Origin of the sequence: Streptomyces sp. (genome assembly GCF_036524955.1) — a bacterium.
GTDB lineage: Bacteria > Actinomycetota > Actinomycetes > Streptomycetales > Streptomycetaceae > Actinacidiphila.
Window position 1 is genome coordinate 15,313 of sequence record NZ_DATDBG010000012.1, and the last position, 25,628, is coordinate 40,940.

At 72.3% G+C, this 25,628-nt stretch carries 19 protein-coding genes; 8 read left to right on the forward strand and 11 right to left on the reverse strand.

Annotated features, from left to right (window positions below; translation table 11 throughout):
- Positions 1–251 precede the first annotated feature (251 nt).
- The gene (locus tag VIW71_RS00915) at positions 252–983 is read right to left on the reverse strand and encodes a Mut7-C RNAse domain-containing protein (protein WP_331619844.1); all 732 of its coding nucleotides are present in this window, start codon (positions 981–983) and stop codon (positions 252–254) included.
- A 305-nt stretch (positions 984–1,288) separates the two neighbouring features.
- Entirely contained in the window at positions 1,289–2,092 is an 804-nt protein-coding gene (locus VIW71_RS00920) for an exodeoxyribonuclease III (protein WP_331619845.1), read from the reverse strand.
- 155 nt (positions 2,093–2,247) lie between these two features.
- On the opposite strand from VIW71_RS00920, the gene VIW71_RS00925 reads away from it, so the two are divergent.
- On the forward strand, positions 2,248–2,742 hold the full coding sequence (locus VIW71_RS00925) for a GNAT family N-acetyltransferase (RefSeq protein ID WP_331619846.1): 495 nt from the start codon (positions 2,248–2,250) through the stop codon (positions 2,740–2,742).
- A 37-nt stretch (positions 2,743–2,779) separates the two neighbouring features.
- Here the strand turns inward: VIW71_RS00925 and VIW71_RS00930 are convergent, their stop codons facing one another.
- The 3 genes from VIW71_RS00930 to VIW71_RS00940 form a co-directional block, all read right to left on the reverse strand.
- Positions 2,780–3,991 (reverse strand): M14 family zinc carboxypeptidase, encoded by a 1,212-nt coding sequence (locus VIW71_RS00930; RefSeq protein WP_331619848.1) that lies wholly within the window; start codon positions 3,989–3,991, stop codon positions 2,780–2,782.
- 651 nt (positions 3,992–4,642) lie between these two features.
- Positions 4,643–4,804, reverse strand: a complete 162-nt coding sequence (locus VIW71_RS00935; RefSeq protein WP_331619849.1) for a hypothetical protein — start codon at positions 4,802–4,804, stop codon at positions 4,643–4,645.
- Positions 4,805–5,274: 470 nt separating this feature from the next.
- Positions 5,275–6,090, reverse strand: a complete 816-nt coding sequence (locus tag VIW71_RS00940; RefSeq protein WP_331619850.1) for an IPT/TIG domain-containing protein — start codon at positions 6,088–6,090, stop codon at positions 5,275–5,277.
- A gap of 826 nt (positions 6,091–6,916) precedes the next feature.
- Between VIW71_RS00940 and VIW71_RS00945 the strand changes: the two genes are divergently transcribed.
- Together VIW71_RS00945 and VIW71_RS00950 are read left to right on the forward strand one after the other, a co-directional pair.
- Positions 6,917–7,933, forward strand: a complete 1,017-nt coding sequence (locus VIW71_RS00945) for a terpene synthase family protein (protein ID WP_331619851.1) — start codon at positions 6,917–6,919, stop codon at positions 7,931–7,933.
- A 2-nt stretch (positions 7,934–7,935) separates the two neighbouring features.
- A complete protein-coding gene (locus tag VIW71_RS00950) occupies positions 7,936–9,282 on the forward strand; it encodes a cytochrome P450 (protein ID WP_331619853.1) in 1,347 nt (448 codons plus the stop codon).
- 102 nt (positions 9,283–9,384) lie between these two features.
- Here the strand turns inward: VIW71_RS00950 and VIW71_RS00955 are convergent, their stop codons facing one another.
- The 4 genes from VIW71_RS00955 to VIW71_RS00970 are packed head-to-tail and all read right to left on the reverse strand — an operon-like array spanning position 9,385 to position 14,672.
- Positions 9,385–10,362, reverse strand: a complete 978-nt coding sequence (locus VIW71_RS00955; RefSeq protein WP_414720619.1) for a S66 peptidase family protein — start codon at positions 10,360–10,362, stop codon at positions 9,385–9,387.
- A gap of 29 nt (positions 10,363–10,391) precedes the next feature.
- Complete coding sequence (locus VIW71_RS00960) at positions 10,392–12,386, reverse strand: prolyl oligopeptidase family serine peptidase (RefSeq protein ID WP_331619854.1); 1,995 nt, start codon at positions 12,384–12,386, stop codon at positions 10,392–10,394.
- Positions 12,383–13,843 (reverse strand): M20/M25/M40 family metallo-hydrolase, encoded by a 1,461-nt coding sequence (locus VIW71_RS00965; RefSeq protein WP_331619855.1) that lies wholly within the window; start codon positions 13,841–13,843, stop codon positions 12,383–12,385. The genes VIW71_RS00960 and VIW71_RS00965 overlap by 4 nt, the downstream gene beginning before the upstream one ends.
- A complete protein-coding gene (locus tag VIW71_RS00970) occupies positions 13,836–14,672 on the reverse strand; it encodes a M55 family metallopeptidase (protein WP_331619856.1) in 837 nt (278 codons plus the stop codon). The genes VIW71_RS00965 and VIW71_RS00970 overlap by 8 nt, the downstream gene beginning before the upstream one ends.
- Positions 14,673–15,863: 1,191 nt before the next feature.
- Between VIW71_RS00970 and VIW71_RS00975 the strand changes: the two genes are divergently transcribed.
- Complete coding sequence (locus tag VIW71_RS00975; protein ID WP_331619857.1) at positions 15,864–17,465, forward strand: MFS transporter; 1,602 nt, start codon at positions 15,864–15,866, stop codon at positions 17,463–17,465.
- 29 nt (positions 17,466–17,494) lie between these two features.
- Here VIW71_RS00975 and VIW71_RS00980 read toward each other — a convergent pair whose 3' ends face one another.
- Positions 17,495–19,960: an MFS transporter gene (locus VIW71_RS00980; RefSeq protein ID WP_414720620.1), complete on the reverse strand. Its 2,466-nt coding sequence runs from the start codon at positions 19,958–19,960 to the stop codon at positions 17,495–17,497.
- 224 nt (positions 19,961–20,184) lie between these two features.
- Positions 20,185–20,628, reverse strand: a complete 444-nt coding sequence (locus VIW71_RS00985; protein ID WP_331619859.1) for an SRPBCC family protein — start codon at positions 20,626–20,628, stop codon at positions 20,185–20,187.
- A gap of 105 nt (positions 20,629–20,733) precedes the next feature.
- Here VIW71_RS00985 and VIW71_RS00990 point away from each other — a divergent pair, with 105 nt between their 5' ends.
- From VIW71_RS00990 to VIW71_RS01005, 4 genes are all read left to right on the forward strand, one after another.
- On the forward strand, positions 20,734–21,774 hold the full coding sequence (locus VIW71_RS00990; protein WP_331619860.1) for an Rv2578c family radical SAM protein: 1,041 nt from the start codon (positions 20,734–20,736) through the stop codon (positions 21,772–21,774).
- An 18-nt stretch (positions 21,775–21,792) separates the two neighbouring features.
- Positions 21,793–22,392, forward strand: coding sequence for a GNAT family N-acetyltransferase (locus VIW71_RS00995; protein ID WP_331619861.1), 600 nt, complete (start codon positions 21,793–21,795; stop codon positions 22,390–22,392).
- Positions 22,393–22,668: 276 nt separating this feature from the next.
- Entirely contained in the window at positions 22,669–24,555 is a 1,887-nt protein-coding gene (locus tag VIW71_RS01000; protein ID WP_331619863.1) for a 3-hydroxyacyl-CoA dehydrogenase family protein, read from the forward strand.
- 124 nt (positions 24,556–24,679) lie between these two features.
- The gene (locus VIW71_RS01005; protein WP_331619864.1) at positions 24,680–25,471 is read left to right on the forward strand and encodes a TetR family transcriptional regulator; all 792 of its coding nucleotides are present in this window, start codon (positions 24,680–24,682) and stop codon (positions 25,469–25,471) included.
- Positions 25,472–25,628: the final 157 nt, after the last annotated feature.

Genomic DNA, 25,628 nt, shown 5'->3' on the forward strand with positions numbered 1-25,628 from the left:
GGGGGCCGCGGGGCCGGTCAGACGGCGGCACCGCGGGACCGGTCCGACGGACCGCGGGCCGGTCAGGCGGCAGGACGGCTCGGCGGCAGGACCGCAGGAACGGTCAGGCGGCCGAACCGCGGGACCGGTCCGACGGACCGCGGGCCGGTCAGACGGCAGGACAGCTCGGCGGCAGGACCGCAGGAACGGTCAGGCGGCAGGGCGGCCATCCCGTACCGCCCCGGGCCCCGCGTCCGGGGAGCCCTGTGGACTCACCGTCGGGAGCCGTGGTCGCGGAGGGCCTGGTCGACGAGCGCTTCGAGCCGGGCGTGGTGGGCGCCGCGCCAGTAGACGCGGTGGCATCCGGTGCACTGGGCGAAGACGTCATAGGACGTGCGGGTGCCGTGATGGAGGCGGTCGCGGACGGAGTCCTTGTCGGCGTCGACGAGGGGGCCGTTGCAGGCGACACAGCGGGTCCAGGGGGCGAGGTCCGGGGCGAACCGTCCCAGGACGTCGTGGAGTTGGCGTTCCGGCCGGTCGCTGTAGACGTACGCCCCTGCCCAGATCTCCCGCCGCCGCAGCAGCCCGCGGTCGCGCGACAGCATGACCCGCCGTTCCGCCGCCGACCGCGCGGCCAGCGCCGCGTCGCCGATGTCCTCGTTCTCGTATGCCGCGTCGACCCCGAGCAGCCGCAGCCGCCGGGCCAGCGTGCCCAGGTGCACGTCGAGCAGGAAGCGCAGCGGCGCCCCCGGCACCCGCTGCGGCCGTTCCACCCCGTGAACCCGTACGTCCTCTCCCGCGGTCGGCACGTGCGCCGTCCGCACCTCCCGCCCGTTCACGGTCAGCCGCCCGACCTCGGTGAGCGGCACCCCCAACGACTCCACGACGTGCCCGAGTGACGACGCTCCGTCCGTCACCACCTCCGTCACGTCGCCCCGACACTCCACTGCAACGAAGACATGCAGTTCGGCGGGGATCCTGACGGTGATACGCGGTCGGTTCACCCGGCCAGCATGCCACCGGCCTCCGGCCCGTCTCCACACGGATTTCCCCCGGCGCGCCCCGGACATCCGCGGCGCTGCGGTGCCGCCGCTGTCGCCTGCGGGCTTCCCGGGTCAGCGGCCGGCGACGCCGCAGGGCACCGGCTCGATGTCCAGATCCGTCACCGGCGCGCCGTCCCGCGGGCGCCGCGGGCCGCGGACCCGCAGCCGGGGACGGCCTGCTCTCCCGCGTCCGCGGTCAACCCTTCGGCCCACGATGCGCGGGTCGTGATCCGGCCGGATCGACGCCTGGCCCCCCGCGCCGCCGGTCACACGTCGTACGTCACCGTGACCGGCGCATGGTCCGACCAGCGCAGGTCGTACGAGGGGGCGCGCTCGACCACCGCCGTGGTGGCGCGCTTGGCGAGGTCCGGAGTGGCCGCGTGGTAGTCGATGCGCCATCCCGTGTCCGCGTCGAAGGCCCTGCCGCGGTAGGACCACCAACTGTAGGGGCCGGTGGTGGCCGGGTGCAGCATGCGGACCACATCGGTCCAGGTCGTGAACGCCTCGGTGAGCCAGGCGCGTTCCTCGGGGAGGAAGCCGGCCGACTTCTGGTTGGCGCGCCAGTTCTTCAGGTCGGCCTCGGTGTGGGCGATGTTCCAGTCGCCGCACACCAGCGCGTGGGTGCCGTCGGTCGCGGCCCGGTCGTGCAGCGCGGTGAGATGGGCGCCGAACGCGTCCATGAAGCGGAACTTCTCGTCCTGCCGCGCCGTGCCGACGTCCCCGGAGGGCAGGTAGAGGCTGCCCACGGTGAGCCCGGGACCGGGGAACGGCAGATCGACCTCCAGGTACCGCCCCGACGCGTCGAACTCCGCGGACCCGAAGCCGACCCGCACCGCGGAGGGCCTGCGGCGGGTGAGGACCGACACCCCGGCCCGGCCCTTCGCGGCAGCCGGGGCGTGGTGGGCGTGCCAGCCGTCGGGGTCGCGCAACTCCGCCGGGAGCTGGTCGGGTTCGGCGCGCACTTCCTGCAGGCAGACCACGTCGGCGGCGGTCGCTTCCAGCCAGGGGAGGAAGCCCTTCCTGGCGGCGGCCCGCAGCCCGTTGACGTTCACGGTGGTGACGGTGAGCACAACATGCTCCTACTGGTGGTACGGTCGCGGCTCCCGGTCCACGGCACGGTGTTCGTGGTGACGGTGAGCATCCCTGGACCCTACCCGGGCCCTCCGGCGAGCTGTGACCGTACCGGCGTGCGACCCCGGACGTACGTACGAAGAGGCACCGTACGATGGGGCCCGTGGAGATCAGAAGGACGCGCTACGACGACCCCGACGCAGTAGAACTGAACGACCTGGTGCAGCTCGAGTACGTGCAGCGCTACGGAGACGGGGATCTGACCCACATGGACGCGGCGCACTTCGACCCGCCGCGAGGCGTGTACCTGCTGGTGTACGACCCCGACGGCACTCCGGTGGCCAGCGGCGGCTGGCGGGCACAGGACGCGTCGCCGGAGGGGTTCGCGGACGGCGACGCGGAGATCAAGCGGATGTTCGTGGTGCCCGGGGCGCGCGGGCGCGGCCTGGCCCGTACGGTGCTGGCCGAGCTGGAGGCGAGCGCGACATCGGCGGGCCGCACCCGTATGGTGCTGGAGACCGGGCTGAAGCAGCCGGAGGCGATCAGTCTGTACACGTCGTGCGGGTACCGGCCGGTGCCGAAGTTCGGCTACTACCGCGATGACGAGCTGAGCGTCTGCCTGGGCAAACCACTGCCGGGCGCCTCCTGAGCGGGACAGCGCGGCAGCGGGACGTGCGGTCATCCCGCTACCCGAACGGTCCCAGCTCTTCGTAGACCGCGAGCACGCTGCGTGCCTGCTGCTCGACCTGGTCGGCGACCGGCACCCAGCGTGGCCGGTAGGCCGCCTCGTACGCCGCGCACCACTCGTCGACCAGCCGGGTCACGCACGGCACCGCGGCGATCCGCCGCAGCATCGCGGCGGCGCGCAGGGGGACGCGCTGGGCGTACACCTCGATGCTGGTGACGCGGGCGTGCGTCATCGGGGGCAGTGGGGCTGCGTCGGGCGGCCGGACCGCGGGGTCCCACTCGGCGGTCAGCCGGGGGCCGATTCCCACCAGTTCACGCACGGTCCGCAGGATCGGGCCGTCCGCACCGTCGAGTTCGGGGCCGATGTCCCGCAGCACCTCCGCCACGGTGGGCAGGTCGCGCCGCAGCGCCGCGCCCGCCGTACGCAGGGCGTGGTCGGGGTCGGGGTGCGGGGTGGTGTCCGCGGTACGGTCGCAGGCCCACATGGGGACCTCGACGATCGCGGTGACACCGTCGTAGCGCTGCGCGTGCGCCCAGGTGGAGTGTGCGCCGTCGCCGGCCGCCGGGTCGGACGCGGGCGGCATGACGTACACGCCGGGGCCGGGGCTCGGCCACTGGAAGGCGTCCGAGGAACCGCTCTCCAGCGGGATGTCCAGCTCCGCCGCGGACTTGCCGATCCGCTCGGGCACTCCGGGGACCTCGCTGGTGAGCTGGACGAAGCTGCCGCCGACGTCGATGCCGTGCAGCGAGCACTGGAGCACCGGACGCAACCGGTCCAGCACCCCGAGCAGGGCACGCGTCTCGGGCAGCGCGGTCTCCTGGAGGACGCCGTCGCGCGGCAGCCACTCGGGCTGTTCGGCGGCGCACGGCCGGAAGAAGTACTCGTAGTGGCCGCGCAGTGTGTAGGGCCCGGCCAGCCATGGCTCGTTGAGCGCGGCGCCGTCCGGGTCGATGCACAGCAGGAAGTGCCAGGCGCTTCCGTCGTCCTCGCCCCGCTCCCGCGCCGCTGCGATCTGCCCGGCCAGCCGCAGTACGGTCGCGCCGCCGACGGCCGCCTCGTTGGCGTGCGGTCCGGCCACCACCAGGACGTTCCGCGCCCCCTGACCGACCGTCAGCATCAGCAGCGGGCGTCCCGCCCGCGACCTGCCGACCGCCCCCAACCGGCAGATGTCCGGATACCGCACAGTCAACACCCGAGCACTCTCGGTCACTTCATCCGTCGTCGGATACCGATCTCTGGTCACCGCAGTCCCCCTGGAGCCGGGGCACCCGATCGCCCGGCGCATCACGACATCGCGTGGATCCGGTCAGTAGGCCATGACCCCGCGGAGGTGTCAACGGTGTGTCGGCGATGCCCCTTTCGGCGGCACGTAGGCCACGGGGGTGGTAACAGCGTCCGATCACCGCGGGATCAGCCCGGGGCGACCTGGGATCGCCGCGCCGTCCGTACCGGGCCGAGGGGCCCGCGCCCCGCAGCACCGCGCGCGACCACGACCAGCGCCGCGGCCCCGTATGGAGGACGCCTGGAGTGTGGTCCCGTGCGTGCCGATCCGGTTGCCCGTGCGGAGCGCGAGCCCGGCGAGCCGCACGGCCAACCACTCCCGGCGGCCAGTCCAGCGCGGCCAGGGCGACCATCACCAGCGCGTACCCGTAGTACGACGGCGGGGTGAGCGGCAGCGCGGTGCCGGTCGGCACCGGCGCGCCGCCCCACGGGCGCCGCGGGTCGCCGCGCGGGAGGACGTGGACCGCGGTGGCGCGGATGGCCCCCAGTGCGACCGCGCCCGCCGCGTTGTCGGGCAGTGCGGGCCGAGGCAACGCGAATCGCGTACGGTGCCGGACTCGTAGCCCTGCTCCTTCAGGTGTCAGGGGAGGTGGCCGAGGACGTCGGCGCCGGACCGGACGACGTAGGGAAGATACGCGAGGGCGATGACGGCGAGCGCCGCAGGGACGATACGCAGCCACTCGTGCGGGGAGTGGAGATCGTGCGCGTCCGGCATCGCGAGCCCGGGCGGCGGTTTCAGCACGATCGCGGCGCCCCAGCGGTGCGCCGCGTCGTACCGGACGGGTGGTCACGCCCAGGGCGAGCACGGTCAGGGGGACGCCGAGGGTGTCCACGTGGGCGTCGTTCACGGCGGCGACCGGTACCGGCGGGCGCCGCCCCCACAGCGCGGCGCCGGCGCAGCGCGAGCACCAGGCCCGGGTGGTGGCCACGGCGAGCACGGCCCCGGCGGCCTGCGTGGACTTGTGCGGCGCGCGGGCACAGGCGCGGGCTCCGCCGCGGCCCGACGGCGACGGGGCGTGGACGACCGGGTACCGGCTTTCGGCGACCGGCGGGTAGGGGGTGTGGACGTGCGGGCGGTCGATGTGCGTGCGGGCGCGAGGTCGGGCGCAGGTCCCAGCCGGGGCGCGGGGCGGCGCCCGATCTCTCGGGGCCCGCCGGGCAGACGGACCGGCCGGGGGCTGCCGGCCGGTCCGCTGGTGCCGCTTGTGCGGGTCACACGTAGGTGAACCCGCCGGTGACGGTCGCGCTGCCGGCGGGCGTCGTCACGACGACCGCGGCGTTGCCGAGCAGACCGCCCGGGGTGATGCCGGTGAGCACCGTACCGCCCGGGTTGACCACGACGGTGGGAACCGGGACGCCCCCGATGGTGACCGTGGCGCCGGTGAGGTTGGTGCCCGTGATGACGAAGACGGTGCCGCCGGCGACAGCGCCCGACGTCGGGGTGATGGTCAGGACCGTCGGCGGGGTGGTCGCCGCGGTGTAGGTGAACCCGCCGGTGACGGTCGCGCTGCCCGCCGCGGTGGTCACCACCACCGGGACGTTGCCCGCGGCACCGGGCGGAGTCACACCGGTCAGCACCACACCCCCCACCACGTTCACACCCGTGGCGGGAACACCCCCGAACGTGACCGCCGCACCAGTGAGGTTGGCACCCACGATCGTGAACGGAGTCCCGCCCGTGGTGGGACCGTTCACCGGAATCAGGGACAGGACGGTCGGCGGCTGGGAAACGGGCGGTCCCACGTAGGTGTAGTTGGCCGGCGTACTGGGTCCTGCCGCAGTGGTGACGACGACAGCTGCATTGCCGGGGGTGTGCGGCGGGGCGATGACGGTGACGAGGAACCCGAAGGGGTCCTGGGCCACGACGGAGGCGGGCGCGCCGCCGAACGTCACGGACGTCGCCCCTCCGAGGTTGGCGCCGATGAGCAGGACGAGGTTGCCGCCGGCGGTCGGACCGAAGCCCGGGATCGCGGCAAGCAGGCTCGGCTGCGTCAGGACGGGTGGCAGGGGGAAGAGAGCTGCGGACATGAGTGTCCTCCTCAGCGGGTGGATGGGTGATGTGAGCCGCCTCAGTCGCCGGCTCCAGCCCTGCGTCGCCGGGGCGAGGCGATGCCATGGCGGAGCTGTTGTGGCACTGAGCGGGTCTTCCCGGTATCGGGCGCGGGCTTGCCGACAGCTCGGGGTAAGCGCGTCTACGACTGAGGCCCACCGGTGACGGCGGTTACGATCCGTCAGCGACCTGTGACGCTGCCCTCCGGCTTGGGCGGGGCGGCGCAGCACCGACCCGTGTTGCGAACAACCGCAACAGGACAGGTCAGCGGACATCAGCGATGCCTTTGCTGCCCGGTTGGATGGGCTGCCTACCGGCATCTCCAGTGACGCAGACGGACTAATGGCGTGACAAGAGAATTGACGCAACGTCACCCGTATGGCGGGCGCGAAGGAACTCCGCCGTTCGCGGGAGCCGGCGGACCTTGTCTCTGTTCCCGGCCCTGCAACGCCAAGGAGCCGGAGGCGCCGGAACCTGGACCTGCCTGAACTCGCCGCCCGCAGTGCACCGGTTGCCTTCCGGCTCACCTCGTGGCCTGCCCCTCTCCGCGGGGGACCAGCACCATGGCGACGGACCTCTCGGACAGGGCGGTCACGACGGCGTGGCTCGTCTGCGGTGCCGCGTCGGCAGGGCATCGGCGAACGCTTCGAAGGTGGCGGCCAGGTCGACTGTCCAAAAGGGCAATGCCCGGTGTCCTACGGTGCAGCCATCCCGCCTCGGGCCGGATGGGGCCCTCATGCTGTTCCCCACAGCCGCACGCCGGCTGCCTCCGTTCCACTGCGTCGACTCCTTGGAGGAATCGTGATGCCGGAGGGCACCGACATCGGACCGCCCCTCATGCCCCGGGCGGGCATCAGCACGATTGCGGCGTTACAGTCAGGTCTGCCGTCGCCCGCGGGCCTGCCAGGCCCCTTTCTCTCTCGTATGCCGGCCGGCCTCGACATCGCAGAGGTTGAAGATCAGCTCGCCGAGTGGGCGCAGAGCCACGGCCTTCTCACTGACTCGGCAGCCAGGTCCAGGTTTTCCCGGGCACAGTTCGGGCAACTCGCCTCGCTCGTGTACCCCGAGGCAGGCGATCTGATCAGCTACGCCAAGTGGATCGCATGGCTGTTCCTCTTCGACGACTACTTCGACGAGCACCCCGACGGCCTTACGCCCCGCGACGAGGGCCTGAGCGAAGGCGTGTCTGCGTTCATGCCGCTGCCCGACGGTCACCACCCCCCTCAGCCGGCGTCGATTCACATCGCCGCGTTGTCCGAGCTGTGGGAGGAGCTTTCGCCCACCATGCCGGTCCCCCTCCAGACAAGGTTCCGGCGGCACGTCGACGAATACGTCCGATCGTACGACACGACCGTGGCGGCGTCCCGAAACACCAAGGCTCCCGAACTGTCGGTCTATATTCGACTTCGCCGGTCGAGCGGCGCGGTCGACACATGTTTGGACTTGATCGAAAGACAGCCTGGCGCGTATCTCACACCAGCCGAAGCCGGTTCACCCGTCCTTCTCGCATTACGTGAAGCGGCGAACGACGTCATCTGCTGGACCAACGACATCACGTCGGTTCACAAGGAGGCGCAGCACGGCGAGTTGAACAATCTCGTCACGGTGATGCGACACAGTCTCGGCATCGGGTGGCCGGCTGCCTTCGACATCACGGCTCAGATAGTCGCCTCGCGTACACGAGAGTTCCAGCAGCTGTGCTGTGCCAGTTGGCCTGACGGGCCGTCCCCAGCGCTTGTCCGCTTCATTGAAGGTGTACGGCTGTGGATCTCCGGCAGTCACCTCTGGCACCAGCAGTCGTCGCGATACGCAGGGAGCTAGGAATGCCGGTCCTCACCGCACCTCACCGTTTGCCGCTGCTGGGCCATGCGATACCGCTCGCCCTGCGGCGGGTGTCCTACCTGCAGTCGCTTCGCGACATGGGTGACATCGTTCAGATCGCCATCGGCCCACACCCCATGTACGTCGTCAACTCGGTCGAGGCCCTCAACCAGATGCTGGTGACTCAAGGCGAGAGCTTCGACCAGGGCCGGCTGTTCGAGAACTTACGCCCCTTCCTCGGCAACTCCGTGCTCACATGTCCGCGTTCCGAGCACCGAGAGCTACGCCGAATGCTGCAGCCCACCTTCCGACCGCAGGCTGTTTCCGGGTACGCACGCCTCATCGCCGACCGTGCCGCACATCTTGTCGGGTCCTACCGCGAGGGCGATGTTCTCGACGCCGAGCACGAGATGCACCGGCTTACCGCGGGGGTCATGACAAAGATCCTTTTTGCCGCGGATGAAACGGCCGACGTCTGTGAACAGATCCAGGGATCCCTCCCGCAGCTGATCCAGGGAGTCATGCGGCGCACCATGATGCCCGCCGAATTCCTGAACCACATCCCAACCCCGGCCAACCGGCGCTACAACCAGGCCGCCAGGGATATCCGCGCCGCGGTTCAGGGCGTGATCGACAAGTACCGCGCAGAGGGCGCCGACCGCGGCGACATGCTTTCCGAACTGCTGGTGGCATCGGTGGAGGGCCGTCCGCTCACGGATGAGGAGATCTGCGACCAGGTCGTCACTCTCTTGATGACCGGCAGTGACACCATGGCCGGCATCATGTGCTGGTTCTTCTACGCGCTGACCCGAGCTCCTGAGGTCGAACGCCGGATCGCGGACGAGATTCACTCGGTGCTGCAAGGGCGTACACCCACTCCGGATGACCTGAGGAATCTGACACACCTCCAGCATGCGCTGCTGGAAACACTTCGGCTCCACCATCCGGTCTGGTTCCTCACCCGGCGGAGCATCACCCCGGTCACGCTGGCCGGGATCGATTTCCCCGCCAACACTGACTTCGGGTACAGCCCCGCCACGCTGCACCGTGATCCTCGGCTCTTCCCCGACCCCCTGGCCTTTCGTCCCGAGCGCTGGGCCCAGGCCACGTCGGATCGACGTGCCTACCTCCCCTTCGGCGCGGGCGCCCGCAAATGCATCGGTGACAACCTCGCAATGACAGAAGCGGGTCTGATCCTCACCATCATCCTCCAACGTTGGAGCCTGGCTCCGGCCGAGCAACGCGACGTCAAGCCGGTCGCGCACGCGGTGATTCACCCCGACCGGCTGCTGGTGCGCCTTTCCGCGCGCAAACCGTCCTTGACCGGAGCAGCCGCCCCCGGAGCCTGAGCGCGCGAGCCCGAAACACCGGCCGCGGCCCGGACGGCACCGCCCCGTGCCGCCCGCACTCGTAACGGCCCTCCCCGGTGGACGAGACCATCGGCCCGGCCCTCACGCCAGTGCCGGTACGCCCAGCGTGAGGGTCGCCGCGGTCGCGTCCAGGACCGCGGGTATGCCGAGGGGAACCGTCAGCGTGGAGGGGCAGTGGCCGAAGCCGAACTCCTCGACGATCGGTACTCCGAGTCCGCCGAGACGGTCAAGGAAGAGGGGCCGCAGGTCCTCGTAGGGACCGCATTCCTCCCAGGAGCCGAGGACGATTCCGGCGACTCCGTCGAGCCAGCCGGAGCGCAGGAGTTGGGTGAGGATGCGGTCGAGGCGGTAGGGCTCCTCGCCGATGTCCTCCAGGACGAGGATGCCTCCGGCTGCCGAGGGCCGCGCGTACGCCGTCCCGAGGTCGGCGGCGAGCAGGCTGACGCAGCCGCCGACGGTGACGCCCGCCGCCCGGCCGGGGACGAGGGTGCGGGCGGTGGGCGAAGTGAGTTCCCGCGTGTCCTCGGGCGCGAAGAGGGTGCGCCGCAGGTGGTCCTGGGTGGGGCCGTCCTTGAGGAAGGTCACGGCGGCGGCCATCGGGCCGTGCAGGGTGACCACGCCCAGCCGGGTGGCGAACGCCTCGTGCAGCGCGGTGATGTCGCTGTACCCGATGAACACCTTGGGGGCGGCGGCCCGCATCGCCGACCAGTCCAGCAGGTCCGCCATGCGCTGCACCCCGTAGCCGCCACGGGCGCACAGCACGGCTGCGAGCGTCGGGTCGCACCACGCCTGCTGGAGGTCGTCGGCCCGGTTCCGGTCGGCACCGGCGAGATAACCGGACGGGTGCTCGTCCAGGACGTGCGGCGCCACCACCGGATCGAGGTCCCAGCTCCGCAGGATGTCCAGGCCGGCGTCCAGCCGCTCCCGCGGTACCGGTCCGCTGGGCGCGACGATCCCGATCCGGTCACCGGGGACGAGCCGCGGGGGGCGGACCAGCGCGGGCACGGGCACGTCGACGGCACCCCACGCCCCCGCCGCGCCCGGCACGCTGCCCGCCATGCCCGCCGCGCCCGCCACCGGGTCGATCGTCATGTCGTCAGCTCCAGTTCCGGCACCCCCGTCGGCGTGAAGCCGAACACCCTTCCGTACAGGGCCAGTTCGGACTCCAGGCAGGTCACCATCGTGTCGAGGCGGCGGAAGCCGTGGCTCTCGCCGGCGAAGGTCAGATAGGCGTGCGGGATGCCGCGCCCGGCCACCGCGGCCAGGAACCGCTCACACTGTGCGGGCGGGCAGATCACGTCGTCGAGGCCCTGGAGCAGCAGGAAGGGGACGGCGATCCGGTCTCCGTGGTTGACCGGGGAGCGGTCCCGGTACCGCTCGGGGACCTTGTCCAGCGGCCCCACCAGCGACTCCAGGTACTGGGACTCGAAGTCATGGGTCTCCCCGCCCTTCCGTGACCAGCCGATCAGGTCGAGGATCGGGTAGATCACGGTGCCGCAAGCGTAGGTGCCGGTGGAGGTGAGGGCGGCGGCGCTGGTCCAGCCGCCCGCGCTGCCGCCTCGGACGGCCAGCCGCGCGGGGTCGGCCGCGCCCTCGGCGACCAGCCCTTCGGCGACCGCGGCGCAGTCCTCGACGTCCACCACGCCCCATTGCTCCCGCAGCCGGTCGCGGTAGGAGCGGCCGTAGCCGCTGGAGCCGCCGTAGTTGACCTCGGCGACGCCGATGCCGCGCGAGGTGAAGTAGGCGATCTCCAGGTCGAGGACCATCGCGGCGCGGCCGGTGGGGCCGCCGTGCACCCACACCACGTACGGGGCCGGGCCGTCGGCGCCGGCCTCCGGATTGCGCGGCGGGTAGAGGTGGGCGTGCACCTCGCGCCCCCCGGGCCCGGTGAAGGTGCGGGCGACCGCCTCGGGGAGGTAGGCGGGGTCCACCGTGTCGTGGTGGGCGCTGCCGAGCACCCGGGTGCGGCCGGTCGCCGCGTCCAGTTCCACGATCTCGTACGAGGTGCGGGCGCTCGCGGCGATGCCGATGACGCGGCTGCCGGTGACTGCGAGCGCCGGGTTCCACTCGGTCCACGGTCCGGACGCGTCCGCCAGCTGGCCGGTTGCGGGGTCGAGCAGGCCGAGCCGTGCGGCACCGACACCGTGCAGTACGGCGATCCGGCCGTCGTCCAGCGGCGCGAACCAGCGGTGGCCGAGCTTCCACAGCGCGCCGGCGAACTCCTCCTCGCGCGGGCAGAGGTTGACCGCCTCGCCGGTCGCCGGGTCCACCCGGTGCGGGTTCCACCAGCCGGTGCGGTCGGTGGCGGCGAGCAGGGTGCCGTCGACCGCCCAGTCGACCTGGGCGACGGACTCCCCCGGGCCGCCGATCACCGTGCGCGCGGCCCCGAACAGGCCGGAGTCGGGGTCCACCTCCGCGAGCCGCAGTTCCGTGCCGTCCCACGGCATCAGCGGGTGGTCCCAGGCGAGCCAGGCTGCCCGCCGCCCGTCCGGCGAGAGCCTCGGCCCGGTGACGAACCGGTGGGTGGCGTCGGCCAGTTCGCGTACGGCGCCGCGGTCGTCGGCGGCCGATCCGTCGAGCGGTACGGCGGCGGGCACCCGGCGGACGTCGGACGGCCCCTGACCGGTGAACTCCTCCAGTACACCCCATACTTGACCCCGCGCGGGGTGGATCGTGAGGTCCGCCCAGCGCAGTCCGCCGCCGACCGCCGAGACGGGGGTGAGCGGGCGCGGCTCAGCCGCGGGGTCGTCCGGCCGGAAGGCGTAGAGCCGCTGGTCGGGGTAGTGGACGAAGACGATCAGCGGGGAGCCGTCCAGCAGGGCGCCCGCCCAGGGCGTGCCGCCGTACTCGATGACGCGGCTGCGGACGTTCCAGGGCGCGGGCAGTGGGCATTCCTCGGTGCCGTCGGCCCGGCGGCGGATCAGCGCGCGCCGCCCCGCCTCGGCGGGCCGGGGCGCGGTCCACCACACCTCGTCGCCGACCACGCCGACGTACTCGGGGCTTCCGTCGTGCGCGGCCGCGGTCGCGGCGTCGATCGGCGACGCCCAGGTCCCGTATTCCGCGCGCCCGGTGGTCGCGGTCATCCCGAGGCCTCCTCACCCGAAACCGCCCCGGTCGCCCCCGCGCCCCGCAGGAACCGGTCCAGCACCCGCACCCCGAAGTGCAGCGCCTCCACCGGGACCCGCTCGTCCACCCCGTGGAACAGCGTCTGGTAGTCGAAACCGGGCGGCAGCTTCAGCGGCGAGAAGCCGTATCCCGTGATGCCGAGCCGGGAGAACTGCTTGGCGTCGCTCCCGCCCGACATGCAGTACGGCACCACGTGCGCCGCCGGGTCGAAGTGCTCCAGAGCCTCCCGCATCGCCGCGTACGTCGGGGAGTCCACGGGTGCCTGGAGGGCCACCTCGCGGTGGTGGTACTGCCAGGCGACCTCCGGTCCGGTGAGCCGGTCCATGGTGGTGGTGAACTCGTCCTCGCCGCCGGGCAGGACGCGGCCGTCGACATAGGCGGTGGCGGAGCCCGGGATGACGTTCACCTTGTATCCGGCCTGGAACATGGTCGGGTTGGCGCTGTTGCGGACAGTAGGACGCACCAGCGCGGCGGCAGCGCCCAGTCGGTCCAGCAAGGCGTCCACGCCGTCAGCGCTGTCAGCGCCGTCAGGACCGTCCGTGTCGCCGAGGTCCGCCGGCACCCCGTACAGCGCGGCGAGCTCGGCGAGCGCGGCCCGGACCGTGGGGGTGAGCCGGACCGGCCAGCGGTGGGCGCCGATCCGGGCGACGGCGGCGGCGAGGTGGCTGACCGCGTTGTCGTGGTTGACCTTGGAACCGTGGCCGGCCCTGCCGGTCGCCGTCAGTTTGAGCCATGCGGTGCCGCGCTCGCCCGCCGCGACGGGGTAGATCCGCAGGGAGTCGCCGTCGTGGAAGGTGTAGGCGCCGGACTCGCTGATGCCCTCGGTGCAGCCCTCGAAGAGGCCGGGGTGCTGCCCGACGAGGAAGTCGGAGCCGTAGGCGGCACTGTCCTCCTCGTCGGCGGTGAAGGCGAGCACGATGTCACGGGCGGGCCGCCGGCCGGAACGGGCCCAGGCGCGGACGGTGGCGAGCACCATCGCGTCCATGTTCTTCATGTCGATGGCGCCGCGGCCCCAGACGACGCCGTCCCGGATCTCGCCGGAGAAGGGCGGCACGGTCCAGTCGGCGGCCTCGGCGGGCACCACGTCGAGGTGACCGTGGACGAGCAAAGCGCCGGCGGCGGGGTCGGCGCCCGGGATGCGGGCCACCACGTTGGCGCGGCCGGGCGCGGATTCCAGGATCACCGGCTCGATACCGGCGTCGGCCAGATGAGCGGCGACGTATTCGGCGGCGGGCCGTTCGTTGCCGTCGCCGCCGCCGCGATTGGTGGTGTCGATGCGGATCAGGTCGGAGGTGAAGCGGACCACCTCGTCCAGCGCCCACTGGTCGATCACCGCACCGGTGGCGTCCACCGGTGCCGCGTCGGCCGCTCCCCCGCCCGGGGCCAGGAACAACTCGGCGGACCGCTCAGCCATACTGCTCCTCCACTGCCTGCGACACGAGTGTGGTGACGGCCTTGAAGGCCCGGATGCCCTCGTACATGGTGGGCAGCGTGTAGGCCACCCGCCGCTCCCCGGTACGCTCCACGCCCGGTACCACGGCGGCGGCACCGGCCAGGTGGACCGCGTCGAACTCCACCTCCACCGTGAACGGCCCGGCCTGCACCGGCTCGTGGCGTACGGCGAGCGCGGTGGCCTCCTTGGCGGCGGCCCGGATGTCGGCGGCGGTGCGCGCGGGGGTGCGGCAGACGGCCGCGTACCGGGAGACGTAGTCCTTCACCGCGACCGTACGGGCCAGCGGCGCGTAGCCGTGGGCGTCCAGCGCGGTGCGGTCGTCGCCGGTGACGAGGATGACGGGGACTCCGTACTCGGCGACGACGAGTGAGTTGAGGCGGCCCTCGCCGGCCGGCTCGCCGTTGACCCACACGCCGGTGATGGAGTTGGCGAGGTAGGTGTGGGCGAGGACGCCCTCGGTGCCGGCGCCGCTGTGGTAGCCGACGAAGGCGATGCCGTCCACGTCACCGTGCTGGACGCCTTCGACCATGGAGAGGTCCTTGTGACGGCCGGTGAGCATCTGCGCGCGCTCGTCCAGCTTCTCCAGCAGCAGGTTGCGCATGGTCCAGTGCGCCTCGTTGATGAGCACCTCGTCGGCGCCACCGTCGAAGAAGCCGGCGACGGCGGCGTTGACGTCGGACGTGAACATGTGGCGGCAGCGCTGCCACTGCTCGCTGCCGGGCAGCACGTCGGCCGGCCAGGTCACACCGGTCGCGCCTTCCATGTCCGCGGAGATCAGGATCTTTCCCATGTGACGTCACGTTACGCGGCGCCGCCGACCCCGGGCCAGGGTCCACGGCCGGCCTGTGGACAACTCCACCGGTCCAGACCGGTCCAGACCTCTAGTGCCGCGTGGACCGGCCGGAAACGCCTCCGCGACCCGCCGCGGATCGCCCCGCACCCGGCGGCCCGCGCGCTCGCCGGCGGGACCGCGCGGGGCACGGGCTCCGGCAGCCGGTGGCGAGCCGGAGGGACCGGCGGACCCGGCGTGCGGCGCGAAACCCGGCGCGGTCCGTTCGACCAGGTTTGGTCGCCACCGGACCCTCGGCCCCCGGGGCCGCCGGCCGTCGGCACCCGTACCCGGGCCGTGCCGGCGGCGGGCACCAGCGGCCGTGCGGCGCCGGGCCCGGCCGGCGGACAGGCCCACCACAGGACGTCGGGCGCGGTACGGTCCGGGCCGATCGCCGCACCGGTTGTACCATTGGCACCGTAAGCACCAATCGCACTGTCGGCACCATCGGCGGGCTCCGCGCCGTCCGCGGGGTCGAGCATCCAGCCCGGCCGGCCGTCGGACACGGGGTGCCGCGGTTCAGCGACGATCGAGGTCCGGGCCGAAGTTCTCACCGGGTGGGTAGGCCGCATCCGCCCCATGTCCGGCCTCGTCCAGCGTTTCCACCACGGACCACAGAAATCCACCGCCGGCGCCCGACCACCTTCTGCCGGGAGAGGCCGAAGAGCTTGCGCGCGGGCCCGTACTCCGCGTGTGACCGGGCCCGCGGCGTCCACGACGATCACCGCGAGCGGGATCCGTCCGGAAGGCCCTGGTGGACGACAGCGGACGACAGCGGTCCCACGGTCTCGCCGGATTCCTTTCCGCGGCGGCCGCGGGCAGGGCGAGAAGGGTGACCACCGTGCCGGACACGAGATCTGCGGTGCCGGTACCCCGCTCCGGCCGGACTGAGGTACCAAGGAGGCACAGCACAAAACTGGGCGCACGCCCGCGCAGAGGCAACCAAATGCGCCGTGCTAGCGTCCAAACACTCTGTTCGAAGTCTGCTCCCGGCCGTCCCGGGCAGGGCTTCGACCCCGCCGGACGGGAGCCCGGCCGGGACACTCCGCAGCCCCTTACGGAAGAGGCCACGTGACCACCTGGACGCCCGCGCGCATCGCCGCCGTAGGGGGACCGAGGGCACAGCTGCGGCGATTCGATCCCCGGCGTCCGGTGATCATCGCCACTGCCGCCGCAGCGGTACTGCACATCCTGTGGGCGCTGTTCCTGGCCAAGGACTCCGGCGACATGGCCGCGCAGTACGCCTGGACGGACTTCATACGAGAACACCCGTCCGCCTCGTACAACCTGTCCTGGTACGGCGGCCTGCACCCGGCCTCGTACAGCATCCTCTCGCCGTACATCATGGCGGCGCTGGGCGTGCGGACCACCGCGGTGATCGCCGGCACCCTGTCGGCGACAGTGGCCGCGTCGCTGCTGATGCGGGCGAAGATCGACCGACCGCTGGTGCCGGTGCTGTGGACGACGTTCGCTCTTTGGTGTGACGTGGTCTCCGGGCGGGTGACGTTCGCGCTCGGCATGCTCTTCGCCCTCGTGGCCACGGTGCTGCTGTTCCCGGCCGACCGGGCGGCACGGGGCCGGCCGCCACGGCTGGCGATGGCCACCGCGCTGAGCGCGCTGGCCACCATGTGCAGTCCGGTGGCCGGGCTGTTCATGCTGGTGGTGGCCGCCGCGATGTTCCTCACCGGGCGACGCGGTGAATCGTATCCGCTGTTCGCCGCGCCGCCGCTGGTGGTCGGTGCGACCTCGCTGCTCTTCCCGTTCTACGGGGTGCAGCCGTTCGCCTGGTACTTCGCGATCATCCCGCTGGCCACGGCCGTGGTGAGCGCAGTGGTGGTGCCGGAGCGCTGGCGGTCGCTGCGCGCGGGCGCCTGGGTGTACGCGCTGGGCGTCCTGCTCACCTGGATCATCCCGTCACCCATCGGGAGCAACGTGGAGCGGCTGGCGCTGCTCTTCGGCGGCAGCCTGCTGCTGGTCGTCGCGATGGGCAGCTCCTGGGGAGGCCGTCGGACCATCGCCCTGTGGCTGGCGTTCGCCGGTGTGGCGGCGTGGCAGATCACCAAACCGATCACCGACCAGGTGAACACCACCGCGGTCTCCGCAACCATGCGGCACGCGACTCCGCTCATCGACGAGTTGCAGGATGTGCATGCCGACCGGGGCCGCGTCGAGGTCGTCCCGCTGCGCTCGCACTGGGAGGCGTCGGGCCTGGCCCCGCACGTCAACCTGGCCCGCGGCTGGAACCGGCAGGCCGACGTGGAGCGCAACCCGCTCTTCTACGACGGCACGCTCACCCCGGAGACCTACCGGGACTGGCTGCGGCGCTGGAGCGTGAACTACGTGGTACTGCCGGCTGACCAGCCGGACACCGCGGCGGTCGCCGAGGCGAAGATCGTGGCCGGCGGGCACGACTGGCTGCGCCCGATCTGGAAGGACCCGCACTGGCAGGTGTTCGAAGTGTCCGGCGCGGACCCGCTGGCCGACCCGCCGGCCGTGGTCGAGCAGGCCGGGCCCGCCGAACTGACCGTGCGGATGCCGGAGGCCGGCACCACGCTGCTGCGCATCCCGTGGTCGCCGGTGCTCGGCATCGAGGGCGCCACCGACAACAAGCACGGCTGCCTCACCCCGGACGGCGACTGGACCCGCCTGTACGCGCCCGCACCCGGCACCTACCGCATCGGCGGCAGCTACGCGCTGATCCGGGGCACGCAATGCCCGAAGAGCGATCCCCCGCCTACCTCCGACCGGAGGTAGGCGGGGGATCGCTCCGGGTGCACGGCGGCTCAGTCGGCATGCCCCACCTGGAGGTCCCGTTCGGTCCTGCCGCCGCCCGCGACCTGGAGGACGGTGGCCACCGGCGGGTATCCCGCCGCGATCACCGTGTACTCGCCGGCCGCCAGGTCCACGAACCGGAAACGGCCGTCGGAGCCGGTGGTGACCGAGTCCACCACATTGCCCGCCGCGTCCAGAAGGGTGACCCGGGCGTCCTCGACCAGCCTCCCGCCAGGGGCCCGTACGGTACCGCGCAGCACCGCGCCGCCCGCCAGTTCCACGTCCTGCCGGGTCTCCCGGGACGCCTGTACCGATACCGGTAGGGCGGCGGGGCGGAAGGCGGGCGCGCTGGCAGCCAGCGTGTACTCCCCCGCGACGAGTTCGGTCAGGGCGTAGCCGCCCTCGCGTCCGCTGCGAGAGGTGGCGACCACGTCGCCGCGCACGTCGGTGAGGGTGACCACGGCGTCCCTGACCGGGGTGCCGTCGGCGGTGTGCACGGTTCCGGCGAGACGGCCCGCGCCGCCGAGCACCACATCGAGTTCGACCGGGCGGTCCGCGACGGTGACGCTGACGGCCTGCGGCTGGTGGCCGCCGGCCGCGGCGATCAGCACATAGCTGCCGCGGCCCGGGGTGCTCAGCGCGTACCTGCCGTCCTCCGCGGTGGCGCCGCGGCCGACCTGCCGCCCGGTGCCGTCGATCAGGGTGAGCGCGGCCCGCCCGACCGTGGTGCCGTCGGAGTGCTGGACGGTGCCGCAGACGGGCATCCCGCCGTTGTGGTGCGACCGCCGGGCGCCGGGGACGGCGGAGTCCGGCCCGGCCGGTTGGGTGCCGGACGCCGGGGTCGCGCGGGCCGGGCTGTCCGGGACCACCGCGTCCGAGGCGAAGGTGTCGGCCGCGTCGTATGTGGCCGGTGCGGCGGGGGCGTGCTGGTTCACCAGGGGTTTCTCCTTGAGCAGGAAGGCGAAGAGGAAGCCGAGGACGAGCACCGGCACCAGGTAGAGGAAGATCCGCGGCATGGCGTCGGCGTACGCGCGGACGTATCCGTCGCGGACCGGCGCCGGGAAGGTGCGGACCAGTTGAGGGGTGATCGACTGGGGGTCGGGGAGACGGACGCCGCGCGGGAGTTCGGCGGCCAGGCGCTTGCCGAGGCGGTCGGCGAAAAGGGTGCCGAAGACGGCCGCGCCGACCGAGCCGCCGATCTGCCGGAAGTAGTTGTTGGCGCTGGTGGCGGAGCCGAGGTCGGTGGGGCGCACCGAGTTCTGCACGGCGAGCACCAGCACGGGCAGCACCAGGCCGATGCCGAGGCCGAGGACCGCCATGGACACGCTGTACTCGGCACGCGGGGTGTCCGCGTCGAGCCGGGACAGCAGCCACATGCCGGCGGCGGCCAGGGCGCCGCCGAGCACCGGGAAGAGCTTGTACCGGCCGGTGCGGCTGATCAACTGGCCGCCGGCGACGGAGGCGAGCACCACGCCGAGCATCATCGGCAGCATGTCGAGGCCCGATCGGGTGGCGCTCACGCCGTGCACCATCTGCAGGAAGGTCGGCAGGTAGCTGGCCGCGCCGAACAGGGCGACGCCGGTCACCGCGCCGATCAGCGCGGTGACGGTGAAGACCCCGTCGCGGAAGAGCCGCAGCGGGATGACCGGTTCGGCGGCGAACCGTTCGACCAGGACGAACAGCAGCGCGCACAGCAGCGCGCCGGAGCCGAGCCCCAGGATCTGCCGGGACCGCCACTCGTACGTGGAACCGCCCCAGGTGGTCAGCAGCACCAGACAGGTGGAGCCCCCGGCGAGCAGCACGGCACCGAGCACGTCGAGCCGGGGCCGGGCGGGCGGTCCGGGGAGCCGGAGGACCAGGGTGACGACGGCGAAGGTGACCACACCGAAGGGCACGTTGATCGCGAAGCACCAGCGCCAGGAGGCGTGGTCGGTGAAGAAGCCGCCCAGCAGCGGGCCCGCGACCGAGGCGAGGCCGTAGGCGGCGGCGATCATGCCCATGTACCGCCCGCGGTCCCGGGGCGGGACGATGTCGGCGATGATCGCCTGCACGCCGATCATCAGCCCGCCGCCGCCGATGCCCTGGATCGCACGGAAGGCGATGAGTTCGTCCATGGTGCGGGACCAGGCGGCGAGCGCCGAGCCGGCCACGAAAGTCAGGATCGCGAACTGGAAGACGCCCTTGCGGCCGAGGAGGTCGCCGAGCTTGCCGTAGACGGGCAGGCCGATGGTGGAGGCCAGCAGATAGGCGGTGACGACCCAGGACATCCGGTCCAGGCCGTGCAGTTCGCCGACGATCTTCGGCAGGGCGGTGGCCACGATCATCTGGTCGAGGGCGGCCAGCAGCAGGGCGAGCATCAGGCCGGTGAAGACCAGGCGGACACCGCGCGGCGTCAGGTCCGTGTCCTGTCCCGCGGGGTCCGCGGGGTCCGCGGGCGGCCGGTCCGCCTCCTCGGTCACCGCGGCCGTACGCTCCATCAGCGTGCTGCCACTCACTGCCACTCCCCTCGTCGCGTCTGCTTCGCCACCGTTTCCCGCTTGAGGCGACAACGACGAGCAGACGCGGCGAGTCTCAGGAAGTAGCCGAAACCACCCGTATCAGTGAACGATCACGAAACCAGTCGACCGATCGGATATCGGCACGTGGTATAATCCGGCCGCCGTAGCCTTACGGCCCCCGCGGTCCGGCCGGCGTGCGCGGCCTACTTCTCCACCTCCGCCGCGAGCGAGGCCAGCACGGCGTCGTGGATCCGGTTGAGTCCCTTGGGCGCGAACGTGCGCTCGAAGAACCCGCCGACACCGGTCGCGCCCTGCCAGGTGGTGGTGGTGACGACCTTGCTGCGGCCGGTCCCCGCCGGGGTGACGGTCCAGGTGGTGACGAGCGAGGAGTTGCGGTCGGTCTCGACGAGCCGGCCCGGCGTGGGCTCGGTGACGTCGAACAGGCAGTCGCGGATCCGCTTGCTGGTGGCCTGGAGCTTCCAGTGCACGAGCGTGCCCGCGCCGTGGCCGCCCTCCCTGACCTCGTACTCGCTGAACTGTTCGGGGAGCACCCGGCCGCGCGTGCCGGCGTAGTCGGCGAGGGCGTCGTAGACCCGCTCGGGTTCCGCCTCGACGATCCGCTCGGTGGTGGCCTCGACCAGCGCCATGACTTCTCCTCGGTTCGCGTGGGATTGGTGACGCCAAGCCAACCACACGCGGTATTCGAATCTGTGTTCTATTGTGGAGGACGGGAACGAACGAAGGAGGGCACCATGCGCTGGGACCGGCTGGGCCGCGACGGCTCCGCGGGAGCGCTCTTCGGTACGGACGCGGTGACCACGCGTACCTTCGACACACCTGGCTTCCGCGGCATCACCTTCCACGAGATACGGGCCCGGTCGATCCTCAACAAGGTGCCGGGCGCCTCCCGGATGCCCTTCGAGTGGACCGTCAACCCCTACCGGGGGTGCGGCCACGCGTGCGTCTACTGCTTCGCCCGCAAGACGCACAGCTATCTGGACCTCGACACCGGCCACGACTTCGACACGCAGATCGTGGTGAAGGTCAACGCGCCGGAGCTGCTGCGCCGCGAGCTGGCCTCGCCGCGGTGGCAGGGCGAGCATGTCGCGATGGGCACCAACGTGGACTGCTACCAGCGGGCCGAGGGCCGGTACCAGCTCATGCCCGGCATCCTCACCGCACTGCGCGACCGCGCGAATCCGTTCTCGATCCTCACCAAGGGCTCGCTGATCCTGCGCGATCTCGAACTGATCCGGCAGGCCGCGAGCGTCACCGAGGTGTCCGTCGCGCTGTCCGTCGGCTTTCTCGACAGCGAGCTGTGGCGCAGCGTGGAGCCGGGCACACCGTCCCCCCGGACACGTCTGGCGGTCTGCCGCGCCCTCAGCGGGAACGGCGTCCCGTCGGCCGTCCTGATGGCGCCCGTCCTGCCCTTCCTCAGCGACTCGCCGGAGCAGTTGCGGGCGACGGTACGGGCCATCGCCGCGGCCGGCGCCAGGTCGATCACCCCGCTGGTGCTGCATCTGCGGCCCGGGGCGCGCGAGTGGTACATGGCGTGGCTCGCCCGCCACCACCCGCATCTGGTACGGCGCTACGAGGCGCTGTACGCCGGCGGTTCGTACGCGCCCACCTGGTACCAGCGGCGGGTCACCCGCCACGTACACGGGTTCGCGGCGGAGTTCGGGTGCGGGCCGGCGCGCCACGGGGAGGCACGCCGGCCCGCCGAACCGCGGACGCCCCAGGCCGCCGCCCCCTCGCCCACCCCGCCGGAAAACACTCAGCTCACGCTGATGTGACTGCTCCAAGGTCGGCCCATGACGCAGATCCGGGCGATGACCGAGGCCGATGTGGAGGCCGTGTCCGCGATCCGGGTACGGGGCTGGCAGTCGGCGTACACCGGGATCGTGCCGCAGAGCACTCTCGACGCGATGGACGTGGCCGAGGACGCGAGCAGGCGCCGGGAGTTCCTGGCCAAGGCCGCGGGACGGGTGCACAACCTGGTCGCGGTGCGCGGGGAGACGGTGGTGGGCTGGGCGGCGTTCGGGCCGTACCGCGCCGAACAGGGCGATGTGCCGCCGGGCGCCGGGGAGTTGTACGCCCTCTACGTCCGGTCCGACCTGATCGGCACCGGGATCGGCCGCGCGCTCACCCGCGCGGTGGTCGAGCACGGACCCGTACTCGGCTGGCGGCGCCTGCTGTTGTGGGTGCTCGCCGACAACACGGGGGCCCGGCGCTTCTACACCCGGGCCGGCTTCACACCGGACGGGGCGGAGACGACGGACGACTACGACGGGGTGGCGCTGCGCGAGGTGCGGTACGGGCGCGACCTCCAGGAGGCGCGCCGCAGCCACGGATGCACAGCGGAACCACCCCGGTACTCTCCGCACAACTCGCCCTGCAGCGCTCATCTGTAGGCAGTCCACGTCACATGCACACAGGGCTGGCGGAGAAGTTACCAGCCGGTTAATCTCAAAGAAGGCGCGCGGCGGCCCGGTGACGCGGCCACCGCGCGACCCGTACCACCCACGTCGGTTCGGCAACATCGCGGTGCGGCCCCGGGACAGGGCCGTCCACACTTCGCGCGGGCGCGCTGCGCACCCTTGGCGCACGCCGGCCGCGACTCCACCAACTCCTCAGCCGTGCGCGCGTTTCGGCACGCCCGCGGTCTCCTCAGCGTCTGGAGTCATGCGATGGACCGTCCGTTCACGTCCTCACCGTCCCCCGCCCTCGCCGTCCCGGCCGGCTCCCCGCAGGCCGCCGCGCGACCGGCCGCCACGTCACCGGGCGCCGCCCCCGCCGCCAACCTGCCGTCCGTCATCGCCGTCGTGGGCCTGGGCACCATGGGCACCGGCATCGCCGAGGTCATGACCCGGGCCGGGCACGAGGTGATCGGCATCGACCTCAGCGACGCCACCGCGAGCCGCGCGGTGGCGGTGCTGGAGCGTTCCACCGCCCGGGCCGTGGAGCGCGGCCGGATCTCCCCGGCCGAACGCACGGACGCGCTGGCCCGGTTCCGCACCTTCCCCGAGCTCCAGGCCGCCGCCGACGCGGACCTCGTCATCGAGGTGGTGGACGAGCGCTACGACACCAAGCGGGACGTCCTCGTCGCGCTGGACCGGATCGCGAAGCCCTCCGCGGTCCTGGCCACCGGTACCAACGCGCTGTCGGTGACCCGGCTGGCGGCCGAGACCACCCGCCCGGACCGCGTGCTCGGCCTGCACTTCTTCACGCCCGCGCCGGCCATGAAGCTGGTCGAGGTGGTCTCCACGGTGCTGACCTCGCCGGAGACCACGCAGTCGGTCACCGAGCTGGTGCGCAGCCTCGGCAAGGAGCCGGTCCCGGTCGGCGACCGGCCGGGTTTCATCGCCGACGGGCTGCTGTTCGGCTACCTCAACCAGGCCGCCGCGATGTACGAGGCCAGGTACGCCACCCGCGAGGACATCGACGCCGCGATGCGGTTCGGCTGCGGGCTGCCGATGGGCCCGCTGGCGCTGCTCGACCTGATCGGTGTGGACACCGCCACCACCGTCCTCGACGCGATGTACGAGGCCACCCGCGACCGCCTGCACGCGCCGTCGCCGGTGCTCCGGCAGCTCACCGCCGCCGGTCTGCTCGGCCGCAAGTCGGGCCGCGGTTTCTACACCTACGAGGCGCCGGGGAGCGCCGTGGTGGTGGCGGACGCGGAGACCCCGGCCGACCGGCACGCGCGGGTCTCCGGGCGCGTGGTGCGCACGGTGGGTGTGGCCGGTTCCGGCACGATGGCCACCGGCATCGCCGAGGTGTTCGCGAAGGCCGGTTTCGACGTGGCGCTGGCCGCCCGCACCCCGGAGAAGGCCGGGCAGGCGGTGGCGCGGCTCACCACGTCCCTGGACCGCTCGGTGGCCAAGGGGCGGCTGACCCGGGAGCAGCGCGACGAGGCGCTGGCCCGGGTGACACCGGCCGCCTCGTACGACTCCTTCGCGGACGCCGATCTGGTCGTCGAGGCGGTCACCGAGGACCTTTTCGTCAAACAGCAGCTCTTCCGGATGTTCGACAAGGTGTGCAAGCCGGGCGCGGTGCTGGCCACCACCACCTCGTCGTTGCCGGTGGTGGCGATCGCCCGGGCCACCGACCGCCCGCAGGACGTGGTCGGCATGCACTTCTTCAACCCGGCGCCCGCGATGAAGCTGGTCGAGGTGGTGCGTACGGTGCTGACCGCGGACGACACGCACGCCACCGTGCGCCAGGTGTGCGGCACCCTCGGCAAGCACGCGGTGGACTGCGGCGACCGGGCCGGCTTCATCGTCAACGCGCTGCTCTTCCCGTACCTGAACAACGCGGTGAAGATGGTGCAGGACCACTACGCGAGCGTGGACGCGATCGACGCGGCCATGAAGCTCGGCGGCGGCTATCCGATGGGCCCGTTCGAACTGCTGGACGTGGTGGGCCTCGACGTCTCGCTGGCGATCGAGCAGGTGCTGCACGAGGAGTTCCGCGACCCGGGCCTGGCGCCCGCGCCGCTGCTGGAACACCTGGTGTCCGCGGGGTGCCTGGGCCGCAAGACCGGCCGCGGCTTCCGCGAGTATGCCCGCGGCTGAGCCGTCGGGCGGCAGGTGGGGCAGGGCCGGGCGGGCCGGGCGGGGGCGAACTTCCCGTCCGGTGAGCTGGGGTGATTTCCCGCCGGCGGCCGGACGGGGCACTCCGGCATGTTACGTTCCCCACATGTCCCAGTCCGTGAAGTCCGACGTCCCCGAGACCGCGAACGGCCGCCGCGCCGCCGCCCAGCGCCACCGGGTACGGCAGGACCTCGCGTCGGCAGCGATGCACCTGTTCGCCACGCAGGGGTACGAAGCCACGACCGTCGACGAGATCGCGGCCACCGCCGGCGTCGCCCGGCGCACCTTCTTCCGGCACTTCCGCTCCAAGGAAGAGGCGATCTTCCCCGACCACGACGACACCCTGGTACGCGTGCAGGCCGTGCTGGACTCGGCCGACCCGCACGAGCACCCGCTGGACACGGTGTGCCGCGGCATCACCGAGGTGCTGCGGATGTACGCCTACATGCCCGAGGTGTCCGTCGAGCGGTACCGGCTGACCCGCGAGGTGCCGACGCTGCGGGAGCGGGAGATCGCCTCGGTGGCCCGGTACGAGCGGCTGTTCACCCGCTATCTGCTGGGCCACTTCGACGAGGGCGCACACCGGGACGGCGACGACGACCCGCTGCTCGCGGAGGTCGCCGCCTCCGCGGTGGTGGCGGCCCACAACCACGTGCTGCGGCGCTGGCTGCGGGCCGGCGGCCAGGGCGACGTGGAGACGCAACTCGACCACGCCTTCGAGGTCATCAAGGCCACCTTCGGCACGGGGATCGGCGCGGGCCGGATACCCTCGCGCGCCGCGACGGGGAATTCGGCGACGGTGTCGCGCCGGGGCGAGGTGGTGGTCGCGGTGGCCAGGACCGACGCCTCCCCCGCCGAGATCATGCGCAGCATCGAGGAGGCGCTGCGGCGGGCCTGAGCGCTCCCGTACCCCGCTTCCGCACGACACCGACACACCCCGCCGGAACCACCGGCGACAGCGCCCCTCCGGACCCCCGGACGGGGCGCTGTTCTCGTCGACCCCCCTGCTGTTGCTCATGTGTGCCCACGGGGTGACACTTGAGAGGAATTGTTGG

Coding starts and splice junctions, on each gene's coding strand:
- VIW71_RS00925 (WP_331619846.1), top strand. CDS start 2,248: ATGGGGCCCGTGGAGATCAGAAGGACGCGCTACGACGACCCCGACGCA.
- VIW71_RS00940 (WP_331619850.1), bottom strand. CDS start 6,090: ATGTCCGCAGCTCTCTTCCCCCTGCCACCCGTCCTGACGCAGCCGAGC.
- VIW71_RS00945 (WP_331619851.1), top strand. CDS start 6,917: ATGCCGGAGGGCACCGACATCGGACCGCCCCTCATGCCCCGGGCGGGC.
- VIW71_RS00950 (WP_331619853.1), top strand. CDS start 7,936: ATGCCGGTCCTCACCGCACCTCACCGTTTGCCGCTGCTGGGCCATGCG.
- VIW71_RS00955 (WP_414720619.1), bottom strand. CDS start 10,362: ATGGCGGGCAGCGTGCCGGGCGCGGCGGGGGCGTGGGGTGCCGTCGAC.
- VIW71_RS00960 (WP_331619854.1), bottom strand. CDS start 12,386: ATGACCGCGACCACCGGGCGCGCGGAATACGGGACCTGGGCGTCGCCG.
- VIW71_RS00965 (WP_331619855.1), bottom strand. CDS start 13,843: ATGGCTGAGCGGTCCGCCGAGTTGTTCCTGGCCCCGGGCGGGGGAGCG.
- VIW71_RS00970 (WP_331619856.1), bottom strand. CDS start 14,672: ATGGGAAAGATCCTGATCTCCGCGGACATGGAAGGCGCGACCGGTGTG.
- VIW71_RS00980 (WP_414720620.1), bottom strand. CDS start 19,960: ATGGAGCGTACGGCCGCGGTGACCGAGGAGGCGGACCGGCCGCCCGCG.
- VIW71_RS00985 (WP_331619859.1), bottom strand. CDS start 20,628: ATGGCGCTGGTCGAGGCCACCACCGAGCGGATCGTCGAGGCGGAACCC.
- VIW71_RS00990 (WP_331619860.1), top strand. CDS start 20,734: ATGCGCTGGGACCGGCTGGGCCGCGACGGCTCCGCGGGAGCGCTCTTC.
- VIW71_RS00995 (WP_331619861.1), top strand. CDS start 21,793: ATGACGCAGATCCGGGCGATGACCGAGGCCGATGTGGAGGCCGTGTCC.
- VIW71_RS01000 (WP_331619863.1), top strand. CDS start 22,669: ATGGACCGTCCGTTCACGTCCTCACCGTCCCCCGCCCTCGCCGTCCCG.
- VIW71_RS01005 (WP_331619864.1), top strand. CDS start 24,680: ATGTCCCAGTCCGTGAAGTCCGACGTCCCCGAGACCGCGAACGGCCGC.